The 23,212-nt window shown below is 47.8% G+C and carries 19 protein-coding genes and 1 tRNA gene; 8 read left to right on the top strand and 12 right to left on the bottom strand.

Annotation, left to right across the window (positions count from 1 at the left end; translation table 11 throughout):
* Positions 1–196: 196 nt before the first annotated feature.
* Complete coding sequence (gene phoH, locus AC2A06_RS03150) at positions 197–985, bottom strand: phosphate starvation-inducible protein PhoH (RefSeq protein ID WP_473195388.1); 789 nt, start codon at positions 983–985, stop codon at positions 197–199.
* Between the two features lie 651 nt (positions 986–1,636).
* Complete coding sequence (gene putP, locus AC2A06_RS03145) at positions 1,637–3,121, bottom strand: sodium/proline symporter PutP (RefSeq protein ID WP_484379324.1); 1,485 nt, start codon at positions 3,119–3,121, stop codon at positions 1,637–1,639.
* 490 nt (positions 3,122–3,611) lie between these two features.
* Between putP and putA the strand changes: the two genes are divergently transcribed.
* From putA to uspC, 3 genes are all read left to right on the top strand, one after another.
* Entirely contained in the window at positions 3,612–7,586 is a 3,975-nt protein-coding gene (gene putA, locus AC2A06_RS03140) for a trifunctional transcriptional regulator/proline dehydrogenase/L-glutamate gamma-semialdehyde dehydrogenase (protein WP_484379323.1), read from the top strand.
* A gap of 249 nt (positions 7,587–7,835) precedes the next feature.
* Positions 7,836–8,051 carry a transcription modulator YdgT gene (ydgT, locus tag AC2A06_RS03135; protein WP_037386000.1) on the top strand — a complete coding sequence of 72 codons (216 nt, stop codon included), beginning with the start codon at positions 7,836–7,838 and terminating at the stop codon, positions 8,049–8,051.
* A gap of 260 nt (positions 8,052–8,311) precedes the next feature.
* On the top strand, positions 8,312–8,722 hold the full coding sequence (gene uspC / locus AC2A06_RS03130; RefSeq protein WP_484379322.1) for a universal stress protein UspC: 411 nt from the start codon (positions 8,312–8,314) through the stop codon (positions 8,720–8,722).
* 52 nt (positions 8,723–8,774) lie between these two features.
* Here the strand turns inward: uspC and mgtA are convergent, their stop codons facing one another.
* The 4 genes from mgtA to AC2A06_RS03110 all read right to left on the bottom strand — a co-directional run bounded on the left by mgtA (position 8,775) and on the right by AC2A06_RS03110 (position 14,396).
* A complete protein-coding gene (gene mgtA / locus AC2A06_RS03125) occupies positions 8,775–11,474 on the bottom strand; it encodes a magnesium-translocating P-type ATPase (protein ID WP_484379321.1) in 2,700 nt (899 codons plus the stop codon).
* 196 nt (positions 11,475–11,670) lie between these two features.
* Positions 11,671–12,369 carry an MgtC family protein gene (locus AC2A06_RS03120; RefSeq protein WP_037385986.1) on the bottom strand — a complete coding sequence of 233 codons (699 nt, stop codon included), beginning with the start codon at positions 12,367–12,369 and terminating at the stop codon, positions 11,671–11,673.
* 693 nt (positions 12,370–13,062) lie between these two features.
* Positions 13,063–13,275 carry a transcription antiterminator/RNA stability regulator CspE gene (gene cspE / locus AC2A06_RS03115; protein WP_023491494.1) on the bottom strand — a complete coding sequence of 71 codons (213 nt, stop codon included), beginning with the start codon at positions 13,273–13,275 and terminating at the stop codon, positions 13,063–13,065.
* Between the two features lie 329 nt (positions 13,276–13,604).
* Positions 13,605–14,396 (bottom strand): ion transporter, encoded by a 792-nt coding sequence (locus AC2A06_RS03110; RefSeq protein WP_235186778.1) that lies wholly within the window; start codon positions 14,394–14,396, stop codon positions 13,605–13,607.
* A gap of 370 nt (positions 14,397–14,766) precedes the next feature.
* Between AC2A06_RS03110 and AC2A06_RS03105 the strand changes: the two genes are divergently transcribed.
* Positions 14,767–15,774: an NAD(P)H-quinone oxidoreductase gene (locus AC2A06_RS03105; RefSeq protein WP_484379320.1), complete on the top strand. Its 1,008-nt coding sequence runs from the start codon at positions 14,767–14,769 to the stop codon at positions 15,772–15,774.
* A gap of 78 nt (positions 15,775–15,852) precedes the next feature.
* On the opposite strand, the gene AC2A06_RS03100 is transcribed toward AC2A06_RS03105, so the two are convergent.
* Positions 15,853–16,104: a GlsB/YeaQ/YmgE family stress response membrane protein gene (locus AC2A06_RS03100; protein WP_023491490.1), complete on the bottom strand. Its 252-nt coding sequence runs from the start codon at positions 16,102–16,104 to the stop codon at positions 15,853–15,855.
* Between the two features lie 331 nt (positions 16,105–16,435).
* On the opposite strand from AC2A06_RS03100, the gene AC2A06_RS03095 reads away from it, so the two are divergent.
* Positions 16,436–16,558 carry a hypothetical protein gene (locus AC2A06_RS03095; RefSeq protein ID WP_023491489.1) on the top strand — a complete coding sequence of 41 codons (123 nt, stop codon included), beginning with the start codon at positions 16,436–16,438 and terminating at the stop codon, positions 16,556–16,558.
* A gap of 226 nt (positions 16,559–16,784) precedes the next feature.
* Here AC2A06_RS03095 and AC2A06_RS03090 read toward each other — a convergent pair whose 3' ends face one another.
* From AC2A06_RS03090 to AC2A06_RS03075, 4 genes are all read right to left on the bottom strand, one after another.
* Positions 16,785–18,188, bottom strand: coding sequence for an amino acid permease (locus AC2A06_RS03090; RefSeq protein ID WP_484379319.1), 1,404 nt, complete (start codon positions 18,186–18,188; stop codon positions 16,785–16,787).
* A gap of 13 nt (positions 18,189–18,201) precedes the next feature.
* Entirely contained in the window at positions 18,202–19,386 is a 1,185-nt protein-coding gene (locus AC2A06_RS03085; protein WP_484379318.1) for an amino acid aminotransferase, read from the bottom strand.
* Between the two features lie 63 nt (positions 19,387–19,449).
* A complete protein-coding gene (locus AC2A06_RS03080) occupies positions 19,450–19,821 on the bottom strand; it encodes a RidA family protein (protein ID WP_023492821.1) in 372 nt (123 codons plus the stop codon).
* Positions 19,805–20,620 (bottom strand): alpha/beta hydrolase, encoded by an 816-nt coding sequence (locus AC2A06_RS03075; RefSeq protein WP_484379317.1) that lies wholly within the window; start codon positions 20,618–20,620, stop codon positions 19,805–19,807. The genes AC2A06_RS03080 and AC2A06_RS03075 overlap by 17 nt, the downstream gene beginning before the upstream one ends.
* Positions 20,621–21,095: 475 nt before the next feature.
* Here AC2A06_RS03075 and AC2A06_RS03070 point away from each other — a divergent pair, with 475 nt between their 5' ends.
* The 3 genes from AC2A06_RS03070 to AC2A06_RS03060 all read left to right on the top strand — a co-directional run bounded on the left by AC2A06_RS03070 (position 21,096) and on the right by AC2A06_RS03060 (position 22,702).
* Complete coding sequence (locus AC2A06_RS03070) at positions 21,096–21,320, top strand: HP1242/YdcH family protein (protein WP_023492823.1); 225 nt, start codon at positions 21,096–21,098, stop codon at positions 21,318–21,320.
* 425 nt (positions 21,321–21,745) lie between these two features.
* The gene (gene mtfA / locus AC2A06_RS03065) at positions 21,746–22,525 is read left to right on the top strand and encodes a DgsA anti-repressor MtfA (RefSeq protein ID WP_484379316.1); all 780 of its coding nucleotides are present in this window, start codon (positions 21,746–21,748) and stop codon (positions 22,523–22,525) included.
* Between the two features lie 101 nt (positions 22,526–22,626).
* Positions 22,627–22,702: transfer RNA gene (locus AC2A06_RS03060), tRNA-Asn, on the top strand.
* 221 nt (positions 22,703–22,923) lie between these two features.
* Here AC2A06_RS03060 and AC2A06_RS03055 read toward each other — a convergent pair.
* Positions 22,924–23,212, bottom strand: a 289-nt coding sequence (locus AC2A06_RS03055; protein WP_484379315.1) for an autotransporter outer membrane beta-barrel domain-containing protein, incomplete at its 5' end; no start/stop codon positions are given.

The following is a 23,212-nucleotide window of genomic DNA, read 5'->3' as shown; positions in this document are numbered from 1 at the left end:
AAATATTAATTCAACGTATTTACTCTATCGATAACCCTATTCTTTTCTAACCACCTAATCAAGTTAAGCAAGCGCGTTAATATAAAAATTTATGCAATAAAATATTTCGTCTCGTTGATAAATCACGTCTGATAAAAATAAGTAAACAATTGAAATAGCCGCAACGTTTCCGTTGCGGCCATGCAGTTAAAGCTGATTAACTGTAAGCATTGAGTGTACGTTGGCACAAAATGGAACGTACACAGTCCTGTTTATCAAACTGGATAATACCGATCAACTCATCCTCAGCAAAGCGCGCCAGCGCATCACTCAGACCCGATTTGACTCCTCGCGGCAAATCGCATTGGGTAATATCGCCATTAACAATGACTGTCACATTCTCACCCAAACGTGTCAGGAACATCTTCATCTGGCTGGCTGTGACGTTCTGAGCCTCATCCAGGATCACCACGGCATTTTCGAAGGTACGCCCACGCATATAGGCAAAAGGCGCAATCTCCACTTTACCAATTTCCGGTCGCAAGCAATATTGCATAAACGACGACCCCAAACGACGTAGCAGAATGTCATACACCGGCCGGAAATAAGGGGCGAACTTCTCAGAGATATCGCCAGGCAAAAAACCAAGGTCTTCATCTGCTTGTAGAACCGGCCGAGTAACAATAATTCGTTCGACCTCTTTGTGTATCAGTGCATCAGCTGCTTTAGCGGCACTAATGTAAGTTTTGCCACAACCCGCCTCACCGACGGCAAAGATTAACTGTTTATTTTCTATGGCTGATAAGTAATGAGCTTGAGCTTCCGTTCTCGCCTCAATGGTAGAATTATCACGACAGTCACGGGCCATTCCGATAGATTCAACGCCCCCCATTTGTACTAGCGAAGTGACGCTCTCTTCTTCACGCTGGCGATGGCTACGTGCGTCACGGCGAATAACGCGTTTAGCTTCACGGCGTGCTTTGATTACTGCTTTCTGTCTTCCCATAGTGGCACCTTACAGTTTGTTTCACCTACCGCAGCAATATCAGATACTGCGCGATTATGTTTCACACACGGATGAGGTTTTGCTCTCCTTTAGAGCCAGTATGTGCCGATAAAATAACGTGAATAGTTACGGGCCAGAGCGAACCGTATTTCTTCATCGAACCCTGTAGATGATGTGAAATATAAAACAGCAAGTGAGTCGAGTCAGAGGGTAATAGAGACCGGGAGTAGGTCAAAAATTGAGGGTCGAAGTGTGAGCCCTCGTTACAACGAGAAATCAGGGAAGGTTTATTTTTTGTTTTTTGTCGCCCAACCAAGGACTTGACCATAGTGATCCTCGTCATGATTATGCAGCGTTATGCTGTGTATCATATGAAAACTACCGCCCGTTGATTACAGTATAATGACATTCAAATAGTTTGCGTTAATCAAATGTAAAAAAACATTGTTTGATGATAATTTATACACGCTGTGTTTTCGACCTATTTTCCTGTGGTCAACATGAACAATGCCACTAAAGTGCGCAGATTAAAATCGGGCAAATAGATCCAAGTAACGCCCCTTCCGCCACGATGGATTATTATTCAAGTTGCCACCGGGTTAGCAGCAACTTGAATAAACAGGCATCTGGCGCGGCCAAGCCGCGCACCATTCACACCGTTTTAAAATGCGCTTCGGCTTGTTCAAAACGCTGGGTTATGCTGGCTGAAGGTTTACGCCCCATCAAGCTCACCAACACAATCGCGATACTGCCAAACAGAAAACCTGGAATAATTTCATAGAGATTCAACCAGGCATACTGTTTCCAGACAATCACTGTAATCGCCCCCACCAGCATCCCCGCCAAGGCCCCATTGCGGGTCATACGTGGCCACATTACTGAAATCAACACCACCGGACCAAATGCCGCGCCAAAACCTGCCCAGGCATAACTCACCAGGCCCAGCACGCGGTTCTCTGGATTAGAGGCCAGGGCGATAGCCACCAGCGCCACGACCAACACCATCACACGGCCCACCCATACCAGCTCACGCTGGCTGGCACCATTACGAAAGAAGGCTTTATACAAATCCTCGGTGATAGCGCTGGAACAAACCAGCAGTTGGCAACTCAAAGTACTCATTACCGCTGCCAGGATCGCAGACAGCAGAATACCGGCAATCCATGGATTGAACAGCAACATCGCCAACTCAATAAATACCCGTTCGCCATTTTGTGACACATTACCCGCCTGCGCCGGGTTATTGGCAAAATAGGCAATACCGAAGAAACCCACAGCAATGGTCCCCGCCAGGCATAGCACCATCCAGGTCATACTGATACGACGAGCATTACGGATGGTATGATGAGAATCTGCCGCCATAAAACGCGCCAGAATATGTGGCTGACCAAAATATCCCAGCCCCCAACCCAACAATGACAAGATGGCCACTAAATTCAGCCCTTTCATCATATCCAGATTGGCAGGGTTTTTATCACCAATGACCAAGATGGAACTGTCGATGCCACCGACGGCGAAGATAACCATCACCGGTGTGAGGATCAGTGCAAAAATCATCAGGCTGGCTTGCACCGTATCTGTCCAGCTTACTGCCAGAAACCCACCAATAAAGGTATACAATATTGTCGCGGCCGCACCGGCCCACAGAGCAGTTTGGTAACTCATACCAAAGGTACTTTCAAACAAGCGAGCACCAGCAACAATCCCCGATGCACAATAGATAGTGAAAAACACCAGAATGACGATCGCGGAAATCACACGCAGTAGCTTACTTTTATCTTCAAAACGACTGGTGAAATAGTCCGGTAAGGTCAGCGCGTTATTATTGGCTTCCGTATGCACACGCAAGCGCCCCGCCACTAACTTCCAGTTGAAGTAAGCGCCAATGGTCAACCCGATAGCTATCCAGCTCTCTGAAATACCAGAAAGAAAAATGGCGCCCGGCAACCCCATCAGCAACCAACCGCTCATATCTGATGCCCCAGCGGACAATGCGGTCACCACACTCCCCAACCGGCGACCACCCAAGATGTAATCATCGAAATTCTTGGTGGCACGATAGGCAAGCAAACCAATCAATATCATCCCGAAAATGTAAACCAAAAAGGTCACTAACATAGGTGTGTTCATTATCATGCAACTCTCCATTCTTTTTCCCCGCTACTTGCCGTTGCCTCGCTTAGCGGGCAACAGAAACTCGGGTTTTTTATGTTATCTATTTCATCGCCCCATGCCTCGGAAGGTAAAGCATGGCGATAAGCAGTGGATGAATCGTGTTTCTTTTGTTATGACCTCAACGCTGGCTATCCTAGTTGAATGAATTCATAACCAACAAGACATTTAACAAAAAATAAACACAAAATTTACGCTACATCACATTTACTCGCTTCCCGGGTTGCACTGATTAATGACCCAATAAGTTGCACTTATTTATCCCCATGATTAACAAATAGAAATATTCTTTAACCAATATCTGTAGTCACCATGCCACTATCACCTCTTGCGGCGAATATACGATTTAACTCACATTTCAATAAATCATTTTTTAACAAGGTTGCACAAGGTTGCAACATGCTGGATATTTGACAGCATCTACTCTCTAGCCACAGTCAGGAGCTGAATTGGCATGGCCACGACCACAATGGGTGTAAAACTTGATGAAGCAACACGAGATCGCATCAAGAGTGCGGCACAACGAATTGACCGCACCCCGCACTGGCTAATCAAACAAGCCATCTTCAATTATCTCGAACGGCTAGAGAGCGGTGCTGAACTTACCGAAATCGCCGCACTCGCGACCGCCGCTCAAGCCGAAGCGGACGACATTATGCCGCAACTTTCCGCAGAGTCCCACCAACCATTCTTTGAATTTGCCGCACAAATTCTGCCACAGTCCGTTCTCCGTGCCGCCATCACCGCTGCCTACCGCCGCCCAGAGCGTGAAGCGGTGCCGATGCTGCTTGAGCAGGCCCGTTTGCCAGCTGAACTGGCCTCTGCCACCCATAAATTGGCCTATGACATCGCCGAGAAGCTGCGCAATCAAAAAAGTGCCCATGGCCGTGCGGGTATGGTGCAAGGGTTGCTGCAAGAGTTTTCACTCTCTTCGCAAGAAGGGGTGGCTCTCATGTGCTTGGCTGAAGCCTTGCTCCGCATTCCAGACAAACCCACTCGGGATGCGTTAATCCGCGATAAAATCAGTAACGGTAATTGGCATGCGCACCTTGGCCGTAGTCCTTCACTGTTTGTTAACGCCGCCACCTGGGGGCTGCTGTTTACCGGCAAACTGGTGGCTACCCATAATGAAGCCAACTTGTCACACTCATTGAACCGGATTATTGGTAAACGTGGCGAACCCCTGATCCGTAAAGGTGTGGATATGGCCATGCGCTTGATGGGGGAGCAGTTTGTCACCGGTGAAACCATTGCCGAAGCCCTGGCTAACGCCCGTAAACTGGAAAACCGAGGGTTTAGTTACTCTTACGATATGCTGGGTGAAGCGGCGTTCACTGAAGCCGATGCGCTCGCCTATTTGGCCTCTTACCAGCAAGCAATTCATGCCATTGGCAAAGCCTCAAATGGCCGTGGGATCTATGAAGGCCCAGGGATCTCCATCAAGCTTTCGGCATTACATCCGCGCTACAGTCGGGCACAGTATGATCGTGTCATGGAAGAGCTCTATCCCCGTTTGCTTTCACTGACTCTGCAAGCCCGTCAGTATGACATTGGCATTAATATTGATGCTGAAGAGGCAGACCGCCTGGAAATCTCCCTCGATTTGCTGGAAAAACTCTGTTTTGAGCCCCAACTGACGGGTTGGAATGGGATTGGTTTTGTTATTCAGGCCTACCAGAAACGCTGCCCGTTAGTCATTGATGCGGTGATCGATCTGGCTAGCCGCAGCCGTCGTCGTCTCATGGTGCGCCTGGTAAAAGGCGCCTATTGGGATAGCGAAATCAAACGCGCCCAAATTGATGGTTTAGAAGGTTATCCGGTCTATACCCGCAAAGTGTATACCGATATCTCTTATCTGGCCTGTGCGCGTAAATTGCTGGCGGTGCCTAACCTGATCTACCCACAATTTGCTACCCATAATGCTCACACCCTCAGTGCCATCTATCATCTGGCGGGGAATAACTACTATCCTGGGCAGTATGAATTCCAGTGTTTACACGGTATGGGGGAACCCCTGTATGAACAGGTAGTGGGTAAAGTCGCCGACGGCAAATTAAATCGCCCCTGCCGTATTTACGCCCCGGTGGGAACACATGAAACCCTGTTGGCTTATCTGGTACGTCGCCTGTTGGAAAACGGCGCCAATACCTCATTCGTTAACCGTATCGCCGATCACTCTTTGCCGCTGGATGAATTGGTTGCCGACCCGGTGACGACCGTTGAACAGCTCGCCGCTCTCGAAGGGGCAATAGGCTTGCCCCATCCGCGCATTCCCTTACCACGGCAACTGTATGGTGAAAAACGGGCTAACGCCAATGGGCTGGACCTTACCAATGAACAGCGCTTGGCCTCACTTTCCAGCGCCCTGCTCTCCAGTGCCGCACAACTCTGGCAGGCTGAACCGATGATCGATGCCCCGCTAGACCAAGGCGATCGGCTCCCGGTGGTCAACCCTGCTGAACCGAGCGATATTGTCGGTTATGTTCGTGAAGCCACAGCAGATGAAGTCAGCCGCGCACTCGATGCCGCAACACACGCCGGCGGGATCTGGTTTGCCACACCGCCTGTTGAGCGGGCGGCTATTCTGCAACGCGCCGCAGAATTGATGGAAAACCAACTGCCGAGCCTGTTGGGGCTGTTGGTTCGTGAAGCCGGTAAAACCTTCAATAATGCCATCGCCGAAGTCCGTGAAGCGGTTGATTTCCTCCGTTACTATGCCAACCAGGTCGCCGATGATTTCGCGAATGACAGCCATCGCCCCCTCGGCCCCGTGGTCTGCATCAGTCCGTGGAACTTCCCATTAGCCATATTCACTGGCCAGATTGCCGCCGCACTGGCTGCGGGCAATAGTGTGTTGGCTAAACCGGCAGAACAGACACCGCTGATTGCGGCACAAGCCGTCCATATTCTGCTGGAAGCCGGTATTCCCCAAGGCGTGTTGCAACTGTTACCAGGCCAAGGGGAAACGGTAGGGTCGCAGTTAGTTAATGATGCTCGAGTACGTGGGGTGATGTTCACCGGCTCTACAGCGGTTGCTACCCTGCTGCAGCGCAGCATCGCTGGGCGCCTGGATCCACAAGGTCACCCGATACCTTTAATTGCCGAAACCGGCGGATTAAACGCCATGATCGTCGATTCCTCTGCCCTGACCGAACAAGTGGTTACCGATGTTATGGCCTCGGCTTTTGATAGTGCTGGGCAGCGCTGCTCGGCTTTACGTATCCTGTGTCTGCAAGAGGAGGTTGCTGAACACACGTTACAGATGTTGCGGGGGGCCATGGCGGAATATCGCATGGGCAACCCAGAGCGCCTCTCTACGGATATGGGGCCGCTGATCGATAACGATGCCAAAACCCTTATTGAGCGCCATATTCAAGCCATGAGGACCAAAGGTCGTCGGGTTTATCAGGCGGCGAAAAGCTTTGGCGATGATAACCAGCAAGAGTGGGCCCGTGGCACCTTTATTAAACCGACGCTGATCGAACTGGAGAGCTTTGACGAATTGCAAAAAGAGGTCTTCGGCCCTGTGTTACATGTGGTTCGTTTTCAGCGTGCTCATCTTGGGGCGTTGGTGGATCAGATCAATGCGGCAGGTTATGGCCTAACGCTGGGTGTTCATACCCGTATCGATGAAACCATCACTCACGTCACCGAGCAGGCCAAAGTCGGCAATCTGTATGTTAACCGCAATATGGTTGGTGCCGTTGTTGGTGTCCAACCCTTCGGCGGAGAGGGCTTATCGGGGACCGGGCCGAAAGCAGGTGGCCCACTCTATCTCTATCGTTTACTGGCAGAACGCCCAATAGATGCCGTACAACGCACCTTTAATCATCTGGACAGTCAACATCCTCTGGAAGCCACCCTGCGCTCGACGTTACTCGCCCCATGCCAGGCTTTAGAGCAATGGTTTAATACGCAAAAGCTATCGGAGCTGGCAGCGCTAGTCCAGCAATATGCGGCACTTGGCCAAAGTGGCATCGCACGCCAACTGCCTGGCCCCACAGGGGAGCGCAATAGTTATGCGCTGCTACCACGGGAACGGGTTCTTTGCCTGGCAAACAACCAGTCTGATGTGTTAATTCAATTAGCTGCGGTATTAGCTGTAGGTAGCCAGGTGCTCTGGCCTGAAGCCGAGTTACAACGCGCGCTATTCCGCCGTTTACCCGCAGCGGTACAGGCAACAGTCTGTTTCAGCGACAACTGGGCAGAAGATAAAGTGACATTTGATGCCGCTATCTACCATGGTGATGCTGACCAGTTACGCACCTTGAGTGAGCAAATTGCTCAACGTGATGGTGCGATAGTGTCACTACAAGGGTTTAGCCAAGGTGAAACCAACCTGTTGCTGGAACGGCTATTAATCGAGCGTTCATTAAGTATTAACACTGCCGCTGCTGGGGGGAATGCCAGCCTGATGACCATTGGCTAATGCTAAAGTCTGGTGTGATGTCAGGCGCAATAGCGCCTGACATCGCTACATTTAATAAGAAACATTGCTGAAATCAACACTGCATATTATTATTCTAATAGTCCGTATGTTTTACTTGGTTTACCTTGGCTCTGCGCGATTTTTTAATTTTATCCTTTTATTGGAAGGTGCATCTTGATTTATGGCTAGTGTCGCCAATCCGTGATGTTTTTCTTCTTGTTAGAATTATTAATAGGCTACCCCTTAATCATGACCACAGCTATCGACTATCTGCAGACATTCCGTAAATGCTCCAGCTTAGACAGCCTGGAAAAACTCTATGACAAGCTTAATTACTCGCTGACTGATACCAACGATGTCATTAATATGTATCGTGCTGCTGATCATCGGCGTGCCGAATTGGTATCTGGTAAACTGTTTGATCTAGGGAAAATACCAAAATCGATGTGGGCACAAGTGTTCTAAACTCTGCTGACCATAGCTTCGCAAGAGCCGGTTTGATGGGACAACTGAGTCAATGATCTCAGGCAATATCCCTTGATACAGCCGGTATAGCGGCTTTTTGTCTTATATTAATATCCCCTTTCTGCTGATCGCAGCAACACGTTAAGTGTCAATCAAAGCCACCTATCTCATATTTCCTGCTTTGCGTGACATAAAACACATTTATTGTAGTTTCAAAGCTCTACTCTTTAGTAAATAAACCCGCAATAGGAGTTAAAGGGATGGCATATCGCAACGTGCTGGTTGCTGTCGCTGTGGCAGCAGATAGCCACTTATTGGTAGAACGAGCAGTTTCACTTGTGCGCCCCAATGATGGACAGATCACGCTGGTTAGCACCATTGCCACCCCCGAAATCTACGCTGGCCCTATGCTGGGTGACCTCCGTGCTTTGATGGAAGAGGAAGCGTTATTGTTTATGGAGGAGCTGTGTTTACACGCCAATTACCCTGCTATTGCCACTCAGATTATTCATGGTGAATTAGGTGACAGCCTCAGCTATGCCAACCAAAAGCATCCCTTTGATTTGGTTATCTGTGGTAACCACAGCGACAGCATAATCAATAAAGTGAGCTGTTCCGCCGCGCGTTTTATTAATACCAGCAAGGTTGATGTGCTGATTGTGCCGCTGTGATCTGATTGTTAACGCATCATGCAAACCGCCGACTTTCGCCGGCGGAAATCATTTAAAACCATGTGCCGAAACGGCGGATGTAGATACGCTTTATCAATTGTGCCACGACACAGTAGCTAACTAGCGTGGCAACCAACCAAGGGAAGTACTCCCACGGTAGCGGTTGCAAGCCCACCCACGCCCCCAACGGGGAGAACGGGATATAGATACCCAGAGCCATAATCACTCCGGTAGTCAACAACACAGGCAAAGCTGCCGTGCTCTGAATAAAGGGGATCTTTTGAGTACGCAACATGTGCACGACTAATGTTTGTGACAACAACCCTTCAATAAACCAGCCAGATTGGAACAAAGCCTGATGTTCCACGCTATTGGCAGCAAACACAAACCACATCAGCGCATAAGTGGTGATATCGAAGATCGATGAAGTGGGCCCGATCCACAGCATAAAGCGGCCTATATTCTTCGCATCCCATTTACGTGGTTTACGCAGAAACTCTTTATCCATCTTGTCCCATGGCAATGACAGTTGCGAGATATCGTACATCAGGTTTTGTAATAATAAGTGGATGGCCAACATCGGCAAAAATGGGATAAATGCACTGGCCACCAGCACTGAGAAAACGTTACCAAAGTTGGAGCTGGCGGTCATATTGAGATATTTGATGATATTACCGAAGGTTTCACGCCCTTTGAGGACCCCTTCTTCCAACACCATCAGGTTTTTTTCCAGCAGGATAATATCTGCGGACTCCTTGGCAATATCGGTCCCGGTATCCACCGAGATCCCCACATCCGCATCACGTAGTGCTGGGGCATCATTAATACCATCCCCGAGAAAGCCTACCGTATGGCCATTCCCCTGCAACATTTTTAGCACGCGCGATTTTTGCAACGGCGTTAACTTGGTGAATACCGTGCGCTGTTCCACTTCACACGCCAGTTGAGCATCATCCATCTGCTCAATCTCCAGGCCAGAGAGTGGCTGCCCTGGCTCCAAACCCACATCTCGGCAAATTTTGCAGGTAATCACCGGATTATCGCCGGTCAGTACTTTCACCGCTACGCCATTTTCCTGTAGTGCGGCAATGGCCTCTTGGGCACTCTCTTTCGGTGGATCAAGAAAGGTCAAGACCCCTTCAATCACCAGGTCACGCTCATCCGCGATGCCAAGTGGCAAGGTGCAACCCTGTAGCCCCAGTTCGCGTGTTGCCAGTAACAATACCCGAAAACCATCCTCATTGTACTGGCTAGCCAATGCCTGCAACGCTGCACGGCGCGCATCATCCAGTAACAGTGTCTGCTGCCCTTCACGCACGTGAGTGGCAATCTCCAGCATCTCTTCTACAGCGCCTTTGCAAATCAATAACTGCTGCTGTACTTCATCTTGCACCACTATCGATAACCGGCGGCGTATAAAGTCAAACGGCAGCTCATCAACCTTGCTGTAACGCCCCAATGCCTCGACCCCGGGTTTACCCCGGCCAAAACGGATCACTGCCTGATCCATCAAGTTTTTCATGCCACTTTGGTGAAAGCTGTTCAGCCAAGCCAAATGCAACACATGATTATCTTTGCAACCATTTACATCCAGATGGTGTTCAAGAATGATGCGATCCTGGGTTAACGTCCCGGTTTTATCGGTACAAAGCACATCCATGGCACCAAAGTTCTGGATAGCATTCAGGCGCTTCACCACCACTTTGCGGCGTGCCATGGCAATCGCCCCTTTTGCCAGGTTCGAACTAACAATCATTGGCAACATTTCTGGCGTCAGCCCCACGGCCACGGCCAACGCGAACAGCGCCGCTTCACTCCAGTCCCCCTTGGTGAACCCATTGATCAGCAACACAATCGGTACCATCACCAACATAAAGCGGATCAACAGCCAACTAACGCTGTTCACCCCGCGGTCAAAAGCAGTTTGCGATCGAGTGCCAACAATCGACTTGGCCAACGAGCCAAAATAAGTTCTCCCTCCGGTAGCCACCACCACCGCCGTGGCCGTCCCACTGGCCACGTTAGTCCCCATCAAGCAAATATTCGACAGTTCAAGTAACTCACTTTCACTGGAGGGATCTATTTCGAGGGATTTCTGACTGACGTTACCCATCACATCATATTTCTCGATGGGAATCGCTTCGCCGGTCAAAATTGCCTGGCTGATAAACAGGTCACGTGAATTGAGCAAGCGAACATCAGCGGGCACCATGTCACCAGCAGAAAGCCGAATAATATCGCCGGGCACCAGCTCACGAAGCGGGATCTCCAACGCCTGCGGTTGGCTGTTAAAAGTGTGACGACGTAATACCGTCGCGGTGGTACGCACCATCGACTTGAGTGATTCGGCAGCCTTATTGGTGCGATACTCCTGCCAGAAACGCAGCAAACCACTCAGTGTTACCATCACCGAAATAATAATGACGCCAGTAAGATCGGTTTCTTCACCGTGCCGGGCGGGTAGCCAATAATCGGTAAAGAAACTGATCGCCGCCAACACCATCAGTACAAAGATAAATGGATTATTAAATGCGCTGATTAATTGAATCAAAGCATGAGGGGCTTTCTCATGTGCAATCTGGTTAATACCAAACTGTTGTAAACGTTCTTGAGCATCTTCCTGGGTTAGCCCAATGCGGTTACAGTTCAAATTTGCCAATGTTTGATCAAGGCTGTTCTTTGCCTCTAAAGCAATGGCATAAGGTTCGTGGCCTTTATCGCGGCGACGAGTGTTTTCTTTTAGATAAGTCATAACGCTATTCTCTTATTTTACTCTGCACGCAGGGATACCCCGCCCGTAATAACGGATGAACATATGCAGACTATTATTTATTTAAATGGCGTTGTTAGCGTGATTGTTATTACATTAACAACGCATAATAATAAAACCTCTGGGGTGATCGTCCATAACACATCCTTATCACCTATTAGGTGAAGATAAATGATAATTAACTGGGTAACTCTGAAGCGATACGCCAATGAACTGCACTGACACTACGTTCTAAACTTACCCGACAAACAATGCCTTCAATCTCTTTTTGTGCTCCTGGATTAGCCAAGATCTCGGCACAAACTTCCAACTGACCCGGGCTGGCAATATCAGCACTACGCAGCGACTGTAAACGTAATGCGACGCCATTCAATGCCTGCAATATCAATGTGCGAACCATAATTTCATCCTGCTCACCACAGGTCACCTGAATGCGGTAACGCAACTCGAGATCTACCGCTTGTTGCTGCGGTTGCAGATTGATACGTTGAGCTGCTTCACGCAGCAGGATATTGGCACAGAGAATCACCATGGTTGCCGAGGCCGCTTCCCAATGCTGCCCTAGGCCACAGAGTACCCCAATAGCGGCCGAGCACCATAATGTCGCTGCCGTATTAAGGCCGCGGATATTGAACCCTTCGCGCATAATTACCCCTGCGCCAAGGAAGCCAATACCAGAAACAATCTGTGCCGCGATACGCCCAGCACTAGAGGGTTCAGCCGTCGCTGAACTCAGGATAAATAGCGCAGCCCCAGTGGCCACCAACGCATTGGTTCGCAAACCTGCCATGCGTTGACGCCATTGGCGCTCGGCACCAATCACTGCACCCAGGCTCATCGCCAGTAATAAATTCAAAACAAAAGGAGTCATCGCCATGATAGTTCCCTTAATTAATAACAGGAGGTCAAATCATGTGCTGCTATATTCGAGATACCTGAATATTATTGCATCAAGTAATAAAGCTTTAAGCACACGCGAATTTGCGCCGATTAATAATCAGCGAGTTAGCGTGTCATTGCCTGGAGGGAAAAGGCTGTGGCTAGTCAATACCATAATAACATCCGAATTCATTCACCCGAGATAATTAGCTATCGGGTATACATAAATTTATTTCCGGGTTTGCACAGCTTGAAGTAATCAGAGGGGTGCTGCCCGCCGTTTTCGGCAAGCAACAAATCAGAAGAGATAGGTTAACTTGCCTTGCTTATTTCGCTACTACTGCAACTGTCCAATATATTTTCTCCACTAAAATTTGGTTTGAATTATAGTTATCTGGTTTTACAAAGTAAAGAATAAATCCATGCAATAGGAATATTTTTATGGATATCTTATTCATCCCTAAGCGCATTGAATTTTCAGAACAAAGTGCAATGTATTTTGAACCTTGCTTATGCCGGTTTCGGAACAGAGGAGTTTATGGATGAACTAAGTCATGGTGGCAAGCCAATATGGCGGAGATGGATTAACGGCGGATATAAAAAACAAAACCCTGTCAGCATGATGCTCACAGGGTTAGAATAATCATTTTGGCCAACCGCCAAAGCGGTTCTTTAATCAGCCAAAAACTGATTAGATAGCGGTAACGTTAGCCGCTGATGGACCTTTAGCACCGTTCTCAATAGAGAACTGTACTGTCTGGCCTTCTGCCAGGGTCTTGAAGCCTTGGTTCTGAATAGCAGAGAAGTGTACAAACACATCTTTGCTACCGTCTGCAGGAGTGATAAAACCAAAACCTTTAGACTCGTTGAACCACTTCACTTGACCTTTGATCATGTTAGACATGTCGATTTCCTTCAAAAAAAATTTAAGCCGCCATGGGCATGTAATAGCCGGTTATCAGTTACTTATGGAGGCACTAGAAAGGAAATTCGTCAGTGAAGAGCTATCAAGGATAACGCTTTAAATTTGAACTACTTTACTCAAAATGTCGTGCATAAATAGGTCTGTACCACAGGCCAGGGCTATTAACGCATAGCCAGCATTTAATAGCAACTGTTTTCGTCCCTCAGGGCTCAGAAACCGCTCCCACTGAACACTATCCAGCCACTTAAGATATCCCTCATAAGACAGCAACCCCCGGGTGTTGCTGTCTCCGGCTACGCTTGGACAACCTAAGATTCATCAGTGGGTTTTGTTGATAGCTCGGGCAACTCTGAAGCGCAAAACCTACAGAATAGCGCGTCATTTTCATGTCCACCACGTAAACACCCCTCACAATGACGCATTTGACGATCACGATGGCGTTGCAATTCCTGTGTCATATAGGAGGTAAAAATACCTGTTGGTACCGCAATAATCGAATAACCCACCAAGATCAACAACGAAGCCAACAATCTCCCGAACGCCGTGTGTGGCACGATATCACCATAGCCTACCGTCGTTAAGGTCACTACCGCCCAATACATCGAAGCGGCCAGGCTGGTAAACTCGCCGCTACCACCCTCAACCGCATACATCAGCCCACCAAAAATACATAACACCACCGCAACAAAGGCAAAAAATACAGCCAGCCTATGCCGGGCTAACTTCAGACTGCGCCAGACGATGTTCATCCCATTCATGTAGCGCAGCAATTTCAGTACACGTAATACACGTAATATCCGCAACACACGCAACAACAGGACAGACTCCATCCCCAGCTGCGGAAAAAGCCAGATGATGTACATCGGCAACATGGATAACAAGTCCACAATACCGAAAAAACTGTAGGCATAACGCTCTTTACTTGGCGTCGCCCACAACCTCAGTAGATACTCCACAGTAAACACCGCAGTGAAAAATAATTCCGCACAAAATAGCAGATGGACCAGTTGCGCATTGGGGATATATACCGTGTTACCACCGGGTTCAAGAAACAGCACCACGACGCTCAGTAAGGTGATGGTGATCCAAAATGCTTCCATTCGCCTCCCTGAACGGGATTGGTTATCAAACAACTGTTGATAACAGCGCTGACGCAAGGTTGTAATCTTTTCTTTATTTTGCATATTCAATAGGTTATATAAATTACTTTGTAATATTTCAGTTGCACACATAGCTCTGAAAAACGCCAACGGCAAGTGCACTGACGCCCTCGGCGTAACCCTGCCACTTGAATAGCAGCTGTTCCATACGCAAACTAGTTCCATACGCCAAATAGTCCTATCCGTTCTAGCTTACACTGACTTAATGATTCGAGTAAGTCTCTGTTATCCTCCCTCGCTTGCAGGGTGACAGGTCTATAGGATAGATAGAGTCAACCGCCTCCCTATCACACCGTTTAAGGATAAGAACATGCCCAGCCATCTACGACTTCCTGACACCATGAAAGTCATCGAAATCAGTCAGCCCGGTGAACCCAATGTTCTGGTGCTTGCTCAACGGCCCTTGCCCACATTGGCAGCTGGCGAAATTCTGGTAAAAGTCGCTGCCGCTGGCGTTAACCGCCCAGATGTGATGCAAAGACGTGGTCACTATCCTCCCCCGCCTGGGGCTTCAGATATTCCTGGCTTGGAAGTGGCTGGTGTTGTTGCCGCCGTGGGGAGCAACGTACAAAAATATCAACCAGGGGATCAGGTTTGTGCGCTGGTCGCCGGTGGGGGTTATGCTGAATACTGCCAGGTTGATGAACGCAATGCCTTACCGGTCCCCCACGGATTAAGCCTGGTGGAAGCGGCCGCCATTCCAGAAACCTTTTTCACTGTTTGGGTCAATGTTTTTCAGCGTGCGCACTTGCAGGCGGGGGAAACCGTGCTGATCCATGGTGGTACTTCTGGCATTGGCACGGTGGCCACTATGCTGGCTAAGGCTTTCCATGCTTACGTTATCACCACCGTAGGATCAGAAGAAAAACGGCAGGCCAGCCTGGCCCTGGGGGCTGATGTGGCGATCAACTACCACACTGAAGATTTTGTCGAGCAGGCCAAACTCGCCACCAACGGTAAAGGAGCTGATGTTATTGTCGATCTAATTGCTGGCGAGTATGTTGAGAAGAACTATAAAGCGGCGGCGATGGACGGGCGAATTGTACAAATTGGCACCCAAAACGGCGTGGTTAAAGAACTCAACCTGATGCCATTATTGCTCAAGCGCCTCACTCATAGCGGTTCGACGTTAAGGGCACGCAGTGTGGAAGATAAAGCACAAATCGCAGACGATCTAGCCATGAAAGTATGGCCATTGTTAGAACGTGGTGTGCTAAAGCCGCAGATTTTTAAAACCTTCCCGCTGGAACAAGCCTCACAAGCCCATGCACTGATGGAATCCAGTGCTCATATTGGCAAGATTGTTCTCACAATTTAAGCTGTCACGCCATAAGGAAGGGGGCCAACCTTGCCCCCTTGAGAACCACTATAGCGGCCTTATTTGATGTCACTTCAATCAGCTTTTGAGTTTTCTGTAAACAAAAAGCACTATCAAAGCACCAACAACAGCAACCGCGAAACTACCTATATTAAAACCGTCAACCCCACCCATCTGGAAAAACCGGGTACTGATAAACCCACCGACTACCGCCCCAACAACCCCCAGAATGATAGTCATGATCAAACCACCTTCATCCTTGCCTGGCATAATCCACTTAGCCAAAAAACCGGCGATTAAGCCAAAGATAATCCAGGAAATGATGCCCATGTTGACTCTCCCCATGCACTTTTTGCCTAACAGCAATCAAATAACCATTCCGGCTCAGCCGTTACAGTTATTATCCTCCCCCGAGAGCACACTCGGATAAGCGATACCTTAACCCTTCATTATTCAAGCTACAGGCTTATTAACTGTAATTTGAATCAAATCTGGAACAGACACTATTACTATAGGCAAAGAATCAGCATCTGACATCCTCCCCAAGCAGCACACTTTAACTGAGCAAAATTTATGCTATATTAATAAAGCTGTCATATTTAGATGCTTTAATAAGCTATACTCTATAGGAATCAATCGGGCTTGGACTGGAGGTAGCGCTATGAGTAACCCTTCTTTCATGCTATTTCTGGCTTTGATCTATACCCTTGCTGCCGTGTGGGATGGGTCTGTGGCAATGCTGACCAAGTATGGCCAGTTGTTGTCAATGATGATCCAGGGCTAGGTCAATATCCTTTCACTTGCCTAACCGTACTCCTGGTGATGCTTTAAGCGCCAGATTACAGGTTCGAAAGTGGATAGCCAAATTACCGATAGGGCTCAAAGGGCATAACTTTGAGCCTATTGATGGCTTTTCACACCGAATATACTGCCTCTTTCCCATACCGACACACAGAACCCTCTGCTATCCCCGATAGAACTGCAAAGGGGAGCAGAAGCTCGATCACCCATCATTCCATATTCTGTACTGATACATTGTCACTACCCGCTGTCAGGGTCTGACGACGATAGTAATAAATCAGCACCAGCAACAACGTAAATGGAATACCAAACAACAGCGTCATTTTAAAAAAGTCGGTAAACAGTGTTGTCACCATTAACGCGAACATCAATGTCCCCCCCAATAACGTAAAATAGGGGTAGCCCCACATGCAGAACTTAAGCTGCGTCTGAGTATGCTGGCGGCGGAAAAACAGATGAGTAACAAAAATCATCAACCAGGTAAAACAAGCCCCATATACCGAGATAGACATCATCACGGCAAAGGATTGTTGTGGATAAACAAAACTCAATATGATGGAAACCACAATGCCAATACAGGATATTGCCAAGGCATTGACCGGGATCCCGCGTTTGCTGATGCGCCCCAGAACAGCAGGTGCTTGCCCGGCGCGAGAAAGTGAGAACATCATACGTGTAGTGATATATAACTGGCTATTCATCGCCGACAGCGCGGCAACCAACACCACAAAGTTAAAGATCCCCGCAGCAGCAGGCAATTGGATCACATTCATCGCCACCAGAAATGGGCTTTCACCAGTACCGGATTGCCGCCAGGGCACAATGGCCAGCATCAGGGCAATCGACATCATATAAAAAATAAACAGCCGTAGAATGGTCCCTTTAAATGCGGTTTTCACTGCAGTGACCGGGTTTTTTGCCTCGCCGGCCGCCACCGCGATCATCTCAATACTTAAGTAACTAAAGATCGATACAATAACGGCAAACCACATTCCTTTTACCCCGAAAGGGAAAAACCCACCGTTATCCGTAAAGTTACGAATGCCAAAAGTAGGATTAGAAGAAACCATCAAGATACCGATGCCAATCACAATAAATGCCGATATCGCCACCACCTTGATGGTTGAAAGGGCATATTCCACCTGACCAAATGATTTAACCCCGATAATGTTGATAAGGATCACCGCTGCCGAGAACAACAGCACCCAAGGCCAGGTCGGCGTATCTGGAAACCAAAATTGCATATACACGCCGATCGCCGTCACTTCGGTGCCCACCGCCAGCACCACGCAAGACCAATATGAATAACGCACCAAAAAACCAAACAGTGGGCTCAGATAATACTCAGCATAATCACCAAACGAACCGGAGGTAGGATGTTCAGCCGTCATCTCCGCCAAACATCCCATTAACAGAAGTGCAATGACGCCACCAATAAAATAACTGAGCAGCACGCTTGGCCCCGCCATCTGGATAGCATAAGCACTACCGAGAAACAGGCCAGTACCGATCGCCCCGCCAATCGCCAACATCGTCATTTGCCCGGCAGTTAAATGCTTCTGCAAGCCGCCTTGCCGTTGAGCTATCTGATTAAAACCGGCTTTCTCTTTCATGATTACTCCCCTTTCACTTGGGACAGGTCACATCAAGGATGGCTTGGGCCACATAATCAACATTCTGCAGATTGAGACCGGGCAGGCACATTCGGCCAGGTGAGACTAAATAGATAGAATATTGCTGCCGTAACTGATTCACTTGTTGCTCATTCAGCCCGGTATAGCTGAACATCCCTTTTTGATGGCTGATACGTGAATAATCCAGGGTTGAGCCCCCTTGTTCCAACCCAGCGGCCAGGGTGATACGCATCTGTTTGATCCGTTGGCGCATGCTGGTCAACTCGCTTTCCCATAACTGGTGCAATTGGGGATCACTTAACAGCGTCTCCACCACCTGGCTACCATGGGTCGGCGGGCAAGAGTAACTACGGCGCACTAATGTTTTTAACGCGCCTTTTACCCGGCCTGCGCTTTCCACGCTGTCACAACAGACTGATAATCCCCCTACCCGCTGCCCATACAGCGCCATGTTTTTGGAAAAAGAATTGCTGACCAAAAAATCCAGATCAGTTTTCAATATTTCGCGCAAGGCAAAACAGTCCTCTTCCAATCCATCACCAAACCCTTGATAGGCAATATCAAAGAAAGGTAACAAACGACGCTGTTGCAACCGATGAATCAGTGTTCGCCACTGCGATGGGTCAAGGTCAGTTCCCGTAGGATTATGACAACAGGGGTGGAGCAACACCACCGACCCTTCTGGCAATGAAGACAAGGTATCAAGCATCGCCTCAAACCGCAGTTTACCGGAAAGATCATCAAAGTAAGGGTAGCTATTCACCTGCAGCCCTGCGCCTTCAAATATCGCCTGATGATTGGCCCAGGTGGGGTCAGGTAACCAAATTTCACGACGCGATAAATAGTGATAAATAAAATCAGCCCCCAGCTTTAACGCGCCGGATCCCCCGATACTTTGTATCGTGGCAATGCGTGGGATTGGCTCACCAAAGAGTAAGGTCTGAATCTGGTTGGCAAATAACGCGCTGCCCTCAATGGGGGGGTAGGCATGTGGGCGCTGTTGTTCCAGCAAACGCTGCTCAGCAATATGTACCGCCTGCATCAAAGGAATATTCCCTTGATGATCATAATAAAGGCCAATTCCCAAGTTGACTTTATTGGGATGAGCATCCTGCTGATAGGCTTCCATCAGCGACATAATAGGGTCAGGCATTGAGGGTTTAATATTTTTCAGCATGGTATTTCCTTCCTTCATTTTTCAATGAATTTGCGGGAGAGTAGATGTTTTTTAATAAAACAATTAAGCAATAGCACTCACTGTAATTTCTATTATCATCCCTGGAACGACTAATTTATCCACGATAACCGTTGATCGATTGGGATAAGGAGCATCAAAATAATTTTTATATATTGAATCAAGTAATTTTACGTATTTGATATCCGTCAGATAAACAATAACCTGCAGGACATTATCACTATGGCTTTTAGCTGCCTTTAGCGTAGTGGCAAGATTATCAAACGTCAGCCGGATCTGTTTTTCTGGATCCCCGGTGTCAATCGAGCCATCCATTTTTACCGGACCATGAGCGGTAAATAGCATCCCGCCGCCAGATGTTGCCCAGGAAAATGGTTGCCCAATATCCGGCAAGCCTGTTTCAATGATATTTCTCATCCGTGGTCTCTCCATAAGCAAGCCATTGGCGGTATAACGCACTCTCTGCAGAAAATAATATTTCCAACACACTGAAATGGTTGGCACCTGGAACTGAACACAGACTCACTGGCCCTCCCTTATTCTGCAGCATAGAATAATAATAACGTGACTGACCGATTAACTCTGGCAGTTCCTCTGCCCCATAAAACAAACAGATTGGCTTAGCGGTTAACGGAATATGACGGGCTGGGCTCAACTCTTCTATCTGCTGACGAGTCAATTGTAAGTTCCGGTTTACCTCACTGGCTATTAATGGTTGTAATTCAAAAATACCACTGATGGGAAAAACAGCCTGAACACAGGAGTGATGCTGCCATAATGCCGCTAAATGGCCACCCGCAGAGTGTCCAACCAGGTAAACCGGTTTCTCGTCACGCTGTTTTATCCGTTGTTCAATGGCATCCAATGCCATTCCAATTTGTTGGCTAATGCCCATTAATGTGGTCGCTGGTGCTAAACCATACTCGACCAATGCCACATCGAAACCTGATGCCAACGGATTTTTGGCAATAAAAGCAAAATCCTCTTTATCACACCATTGCCAATAGCCACCATGAATAAATATCAATGTGCCTTGATACTCATTTGGTGAATAAAACCAGTCAAAAACTTCCCGCGCGCTATCCCCATAAGCAATATTTCTCTCATGACGTTCCTGTTGGTAAATAGCCCGACTTTGCGACTGGAATGATAATAAAATCGCTTTTTCGTCACTTACCGTAGAACCATTATCATAACTGCCCATTAAAAGTTTCATATGTTAAACTTTGTTTATTATTTAAAATGTAATACAACTATTAACGGTTGGTTAAATAATTGTCAACAAACAAAGCTGGGTAATACGTGACCGAGGATATAGTTTTGATCATTGCCAGGAGATGTTTCACTAGTAAAACTATTTAGCGTTTCATCAATGAAACATACAATGATTTCTACCCCGTTTATGCCAATTACCCTCTAAAGGTACTAACTGGTACAGCGTAACAATTATCACCAGCCTTATTTATTTACCGAGGATAGTGATATGCACCTCACTATTGCTCTACATAACGGTTATTTTTTTGGTCTATTTATTAGACATAAGTTAAAAAACTACGATATAATATCGTTTATTATATATTTAACAGCATAATATTCCGTTACTGAAAGAGGGCATTTTCAAAGTAGCCACGGTGAGTTAATGTAGAAGTGAGTAAACTTCCAACCTACCGTTGACTCAAAGGAGCCTGAGTATGTTTCCAGAATACCGTGACTTAATATCGCAGCTCAAATCAAACCATCCTCGCTTTCAGTCATTATTTGAAAAACACAATCAGCTGGATCATGAAATTTCCAGATTAGAAGGGCCATCGGGTTCCGGATACTCTGAAGAAGTCGTGCGTTTAAAAAAGGAAAAACTGCATATCAAGGATGAACTTCACAAAATTCTCAAAACGGCGGATGCCCTCAGCAAATAAACCCGCTGAGCCTCACCTTGGTAAGGGGCACCATCGATACCCAGGTTGATTCAAATGATCACCGACATTTAAGAAATTTGAATCGGCTTGGGTAGTTACTCACGTGAAATCAAGTTGTAAGCATCATCGTTACCTGCAGTATGAGGTAAAAGGCCCTAAAGGCCGAAGTCGACGTCGGTTAGAAGTAGGCTTGTTGGTCTACTTCTATCGATTTAACATTTAGGTTTAACATTTAGGTTTTACACTTCGCGCTTACAGGTAGCATCAGGGCTTCCAACGCCAAGAGCGGTACGGTAAGTCCCCCCTACTCCCCGGTACCATATGCTTTATCCTACAACTTGAATGAAGCTGGGTAGCGAATTTTTGCCGTATCTTCACCACCTAAGTCACTGCCTGATACTCAAGTGACCTTGATGAGCAGCATAATGATTAAATGGCCGTGGAAAGCAAATTCAATACAGGCAGAAACCTTTGCCCAATGGCAGGAGGCCCTGGATATCCCCCTACTTGCTCCTTTAAATGAGCAAGAGCAACGGCGTTTGGTCGCTGTCGCCAGCCAACTACTGCAAAACAAGCGCATCCTCCCGTTACAAGGGTTGGAATTGACGCCATTAATGCAGGCTCGGATTGCTCTGCTATTTGCCTTGCCAGTGATGGAACTGGGTACAGATTACCTGGATGGTTTCAATGAAATCCTGCTTTATCCTTTCCCATTTGTGGTCGAGGATGAGTGGCAAGATGATATTGGATTAGTCCACTCTGGGCCCATCGTTCAAGCGGGCCAAAGCTGGGAACAAGGCCCGATCGTGTTAAATTGGCAAGATGTGCAAGACTCTTTTGACCTTTCCGGTTTCAACCTGGTTATTCATGAAGCCGCACATAAATTAGACATGCGTAATGGCGGCAACGCGACAGGTATCCCCTTCATTCCTTTACGTGATGTTGCCGCCTGGGAACATGACCTGCACACTGCGATGGAAAACCTGCAAGACGAAATCGATATGGTAGGTGAAGAAGCTGCCAGTATGGACCCTTATGCGGCCAGTGATCCCGCAGAATGCTTTGCTGTGCTTTCTGAATACTTCTTTAGTGCTCCGGAACTGCTGGTAAACCGTTTCCCTGCATTATATGGCCATTTCAAGCGCTTCTATCAGCAAGACCCTTTGAGCCGTTTGCAGCATTGGGGCGCTAACGACGAACCCTAGATCGCTGAGTTTGTTCAGATGATGAGCAGTCAGATCATCAAGAACAATTTAGCATTGACACAATGATGGCCGCTGGATATGATGCGCCCCGTTCACACGATTCCTCTGTAGTTCAGTCGGTAGAACGGCGGACTGTTAATCCGTATGTCACTGGTTCAAGTCCAGTCAGAGGAGCCAAATTTAGAAAATCCCGCTTAGGCAACTAAGCGGGGTTTTTGCATTTAGCTCTGGTGACCATCGACACTTCAAATACCGCCATGATGGAAAAGCGGAAACTCGCCTTGGGAGCCTACCCTGCCGTCTCTGTAGTGCTGATGATAAAACAAGGGCGAGTCACCTCGCCCCTGATTTTCTAGATCACATTCTCTCAATAGTATTATCTCAATAAAAACAGTCCGTTAGAACGTGTATTTCACCCCGACCATCACCGCTTTATTGTCATAACCATGTTCACCAATTTGATTGGTCAAGTTACCCCAAACGGTGAAGTCTTTATTTAACTTGCCTTCAGCCCCCACTTGCACTTCGACCAGATGGCGGTTACCCGTCTGTTGCAGGGTGGTGCCATTCATGGAAACACCGGACATCTGGCTATTGCCAATGTAATTAACCGCTGCATAGGTGGTGAATACCGTCTTGCCCGTTTTATCCCCCGCCATCTGCATATCATTGGCGAACTTCACACCG

It is taken from the genome of Serratia sp. HNCC26DJ244 (assembly GCF_057180565.1).
This window is presented reverse-complemented; position numbering and strand designations above follow the sequence as displayed.

What these genes read in the sequence shown, in the direction of transcription:
- phoH (WP_473195388.1), bottom strand. Translation starts at nt 985, where the DNA reads ATGGGAAGACAGAAAGCAGTAATCAAAGCACGCCGTGAAGCTAAACGC.
- putP (WP_484379324.1), bottom strand. Translation starts at nt 3,121, where the DNA reads ATGATAATGAACACACCTATGTTAGTGACCTTTTTGGTTTACATTTTC.
- putA (WP_484379323.1), top strand. Translation starts at nt 3,612, where the DNA reads ATGGCCACGACCACAATGGGTGTAAAACTTGATGAAGCAACACGAGAT.
- ydgT (WP_037386000.1), top strand. Translation starts at nt 7,836, where the DNA reads ATGACCACAGCTATCGACTATCTGCAGACATTCCGTAAATGCTCCAGC.
- uspC (WP_484379322.1), top strand. Translation starts at nt 8,312, where the DNA reads ATGGCATATCGCAACGTGCTGGTTGCTGTCGCTGTGGCAGCAGATAGC.
- mgtA (WP_484379321.1), bottom strand. Translation starts at nt 11,474, where the DNA reads ATGACTTATCTAAAAGAAAACACTCGTCGCCGCGATAAAGGCCACGAA.
- AC2A06_RS03120 (WP_037385986.1), bottom strand. Translation starts at nt 12,369, where the DNA reads ATGGCGATGACTCCTTTTGTTTTGAATTTATTACTGGCGATGAGCCTG.
- cspE (WP_023491494.1), bottom strand. Translation starts at nt 13,275, where the DNA reads ATGTCTAACATGATCAAAGGTCAAGTGAAGTGGTTCAACGAGTCTAAA.
- AC2A06_RS03110 (WP_235186778.1), bottom strand. Translation starts at nt 14,396, where the DNA reads ATGGAAGCATTTTGGATCACCATCACCTTACTGAGCGTCGTGGTGCTG.
- AC2A06_RS03105 (WP_484379320.1), top strand. Translation starts at nt 14,767, where the DNA reads ATGCCCAGCCATCTACGACTTCCTGACACCATGAAAGTCATCGAAATC.
- AC2A06_RS03100 (WP_023491490.1), bottom strand. Translation starts at nt 16,104, where the DNA reads ATGGGCATCATTTCCTGGATTATCTTTGGCTTAATCGCCGGTTTTTTG.
- AC2A06_RS03095 (WP_023491489.1), top strand. Translation starts at nt 16,436, where the DNA reads ATGAGTAACCCTTCTTTCATGCTATTTCTGGCTTTGATCTATACCCTT.
- AC2A06_RS03090 (WP_484379319.1), bottom strand. Translation starts at nt 18,188, where the DNA reads ATGAAAGAGAAAGCCGGTTTTAATCAGATAGCTCAACGGCAAGGCGGC.
- AC2A06_RS03085 (WP_484379318.1), bottom strand. Translation starts at nt 19,386, where the DNA reads ATGCTGAAAAATATTAAACCCTCAATGCCTGACCCTATTATGTCGCTG.
- AC2A06_RS03080 (WP_023492821.1), bottom strand. Translation starts at nt 19,821, where the DNA reads ATGAGAAATATCATTGAAACAGGCTTGCCGGATATTGGGCAACCATTT.
- AC2A06_RS03075 (WP_484379317.1), bottom strand. Translation starts at nt 20,620, where the DNA reads ATGAAACTTTTAATGGGCAGTTATGATAATGGTTCTACGGTAAGTGAC.
- AC2A06_RS03070 (WP_023492823.1), top strand. Translation starts at nt 21,096, where the DNA reads ATGTTTCCAGAATACCGTGACTTAATATCGCAGCTCAAATCAAACCAT.
- mtfA (WP_484379316.1), top strand. Translation starts at nt 21,746, where the DNA reads ATGATTAAATGGCCGTGGAAAGCAAATTCAATACAGGCAGAAACCTTT.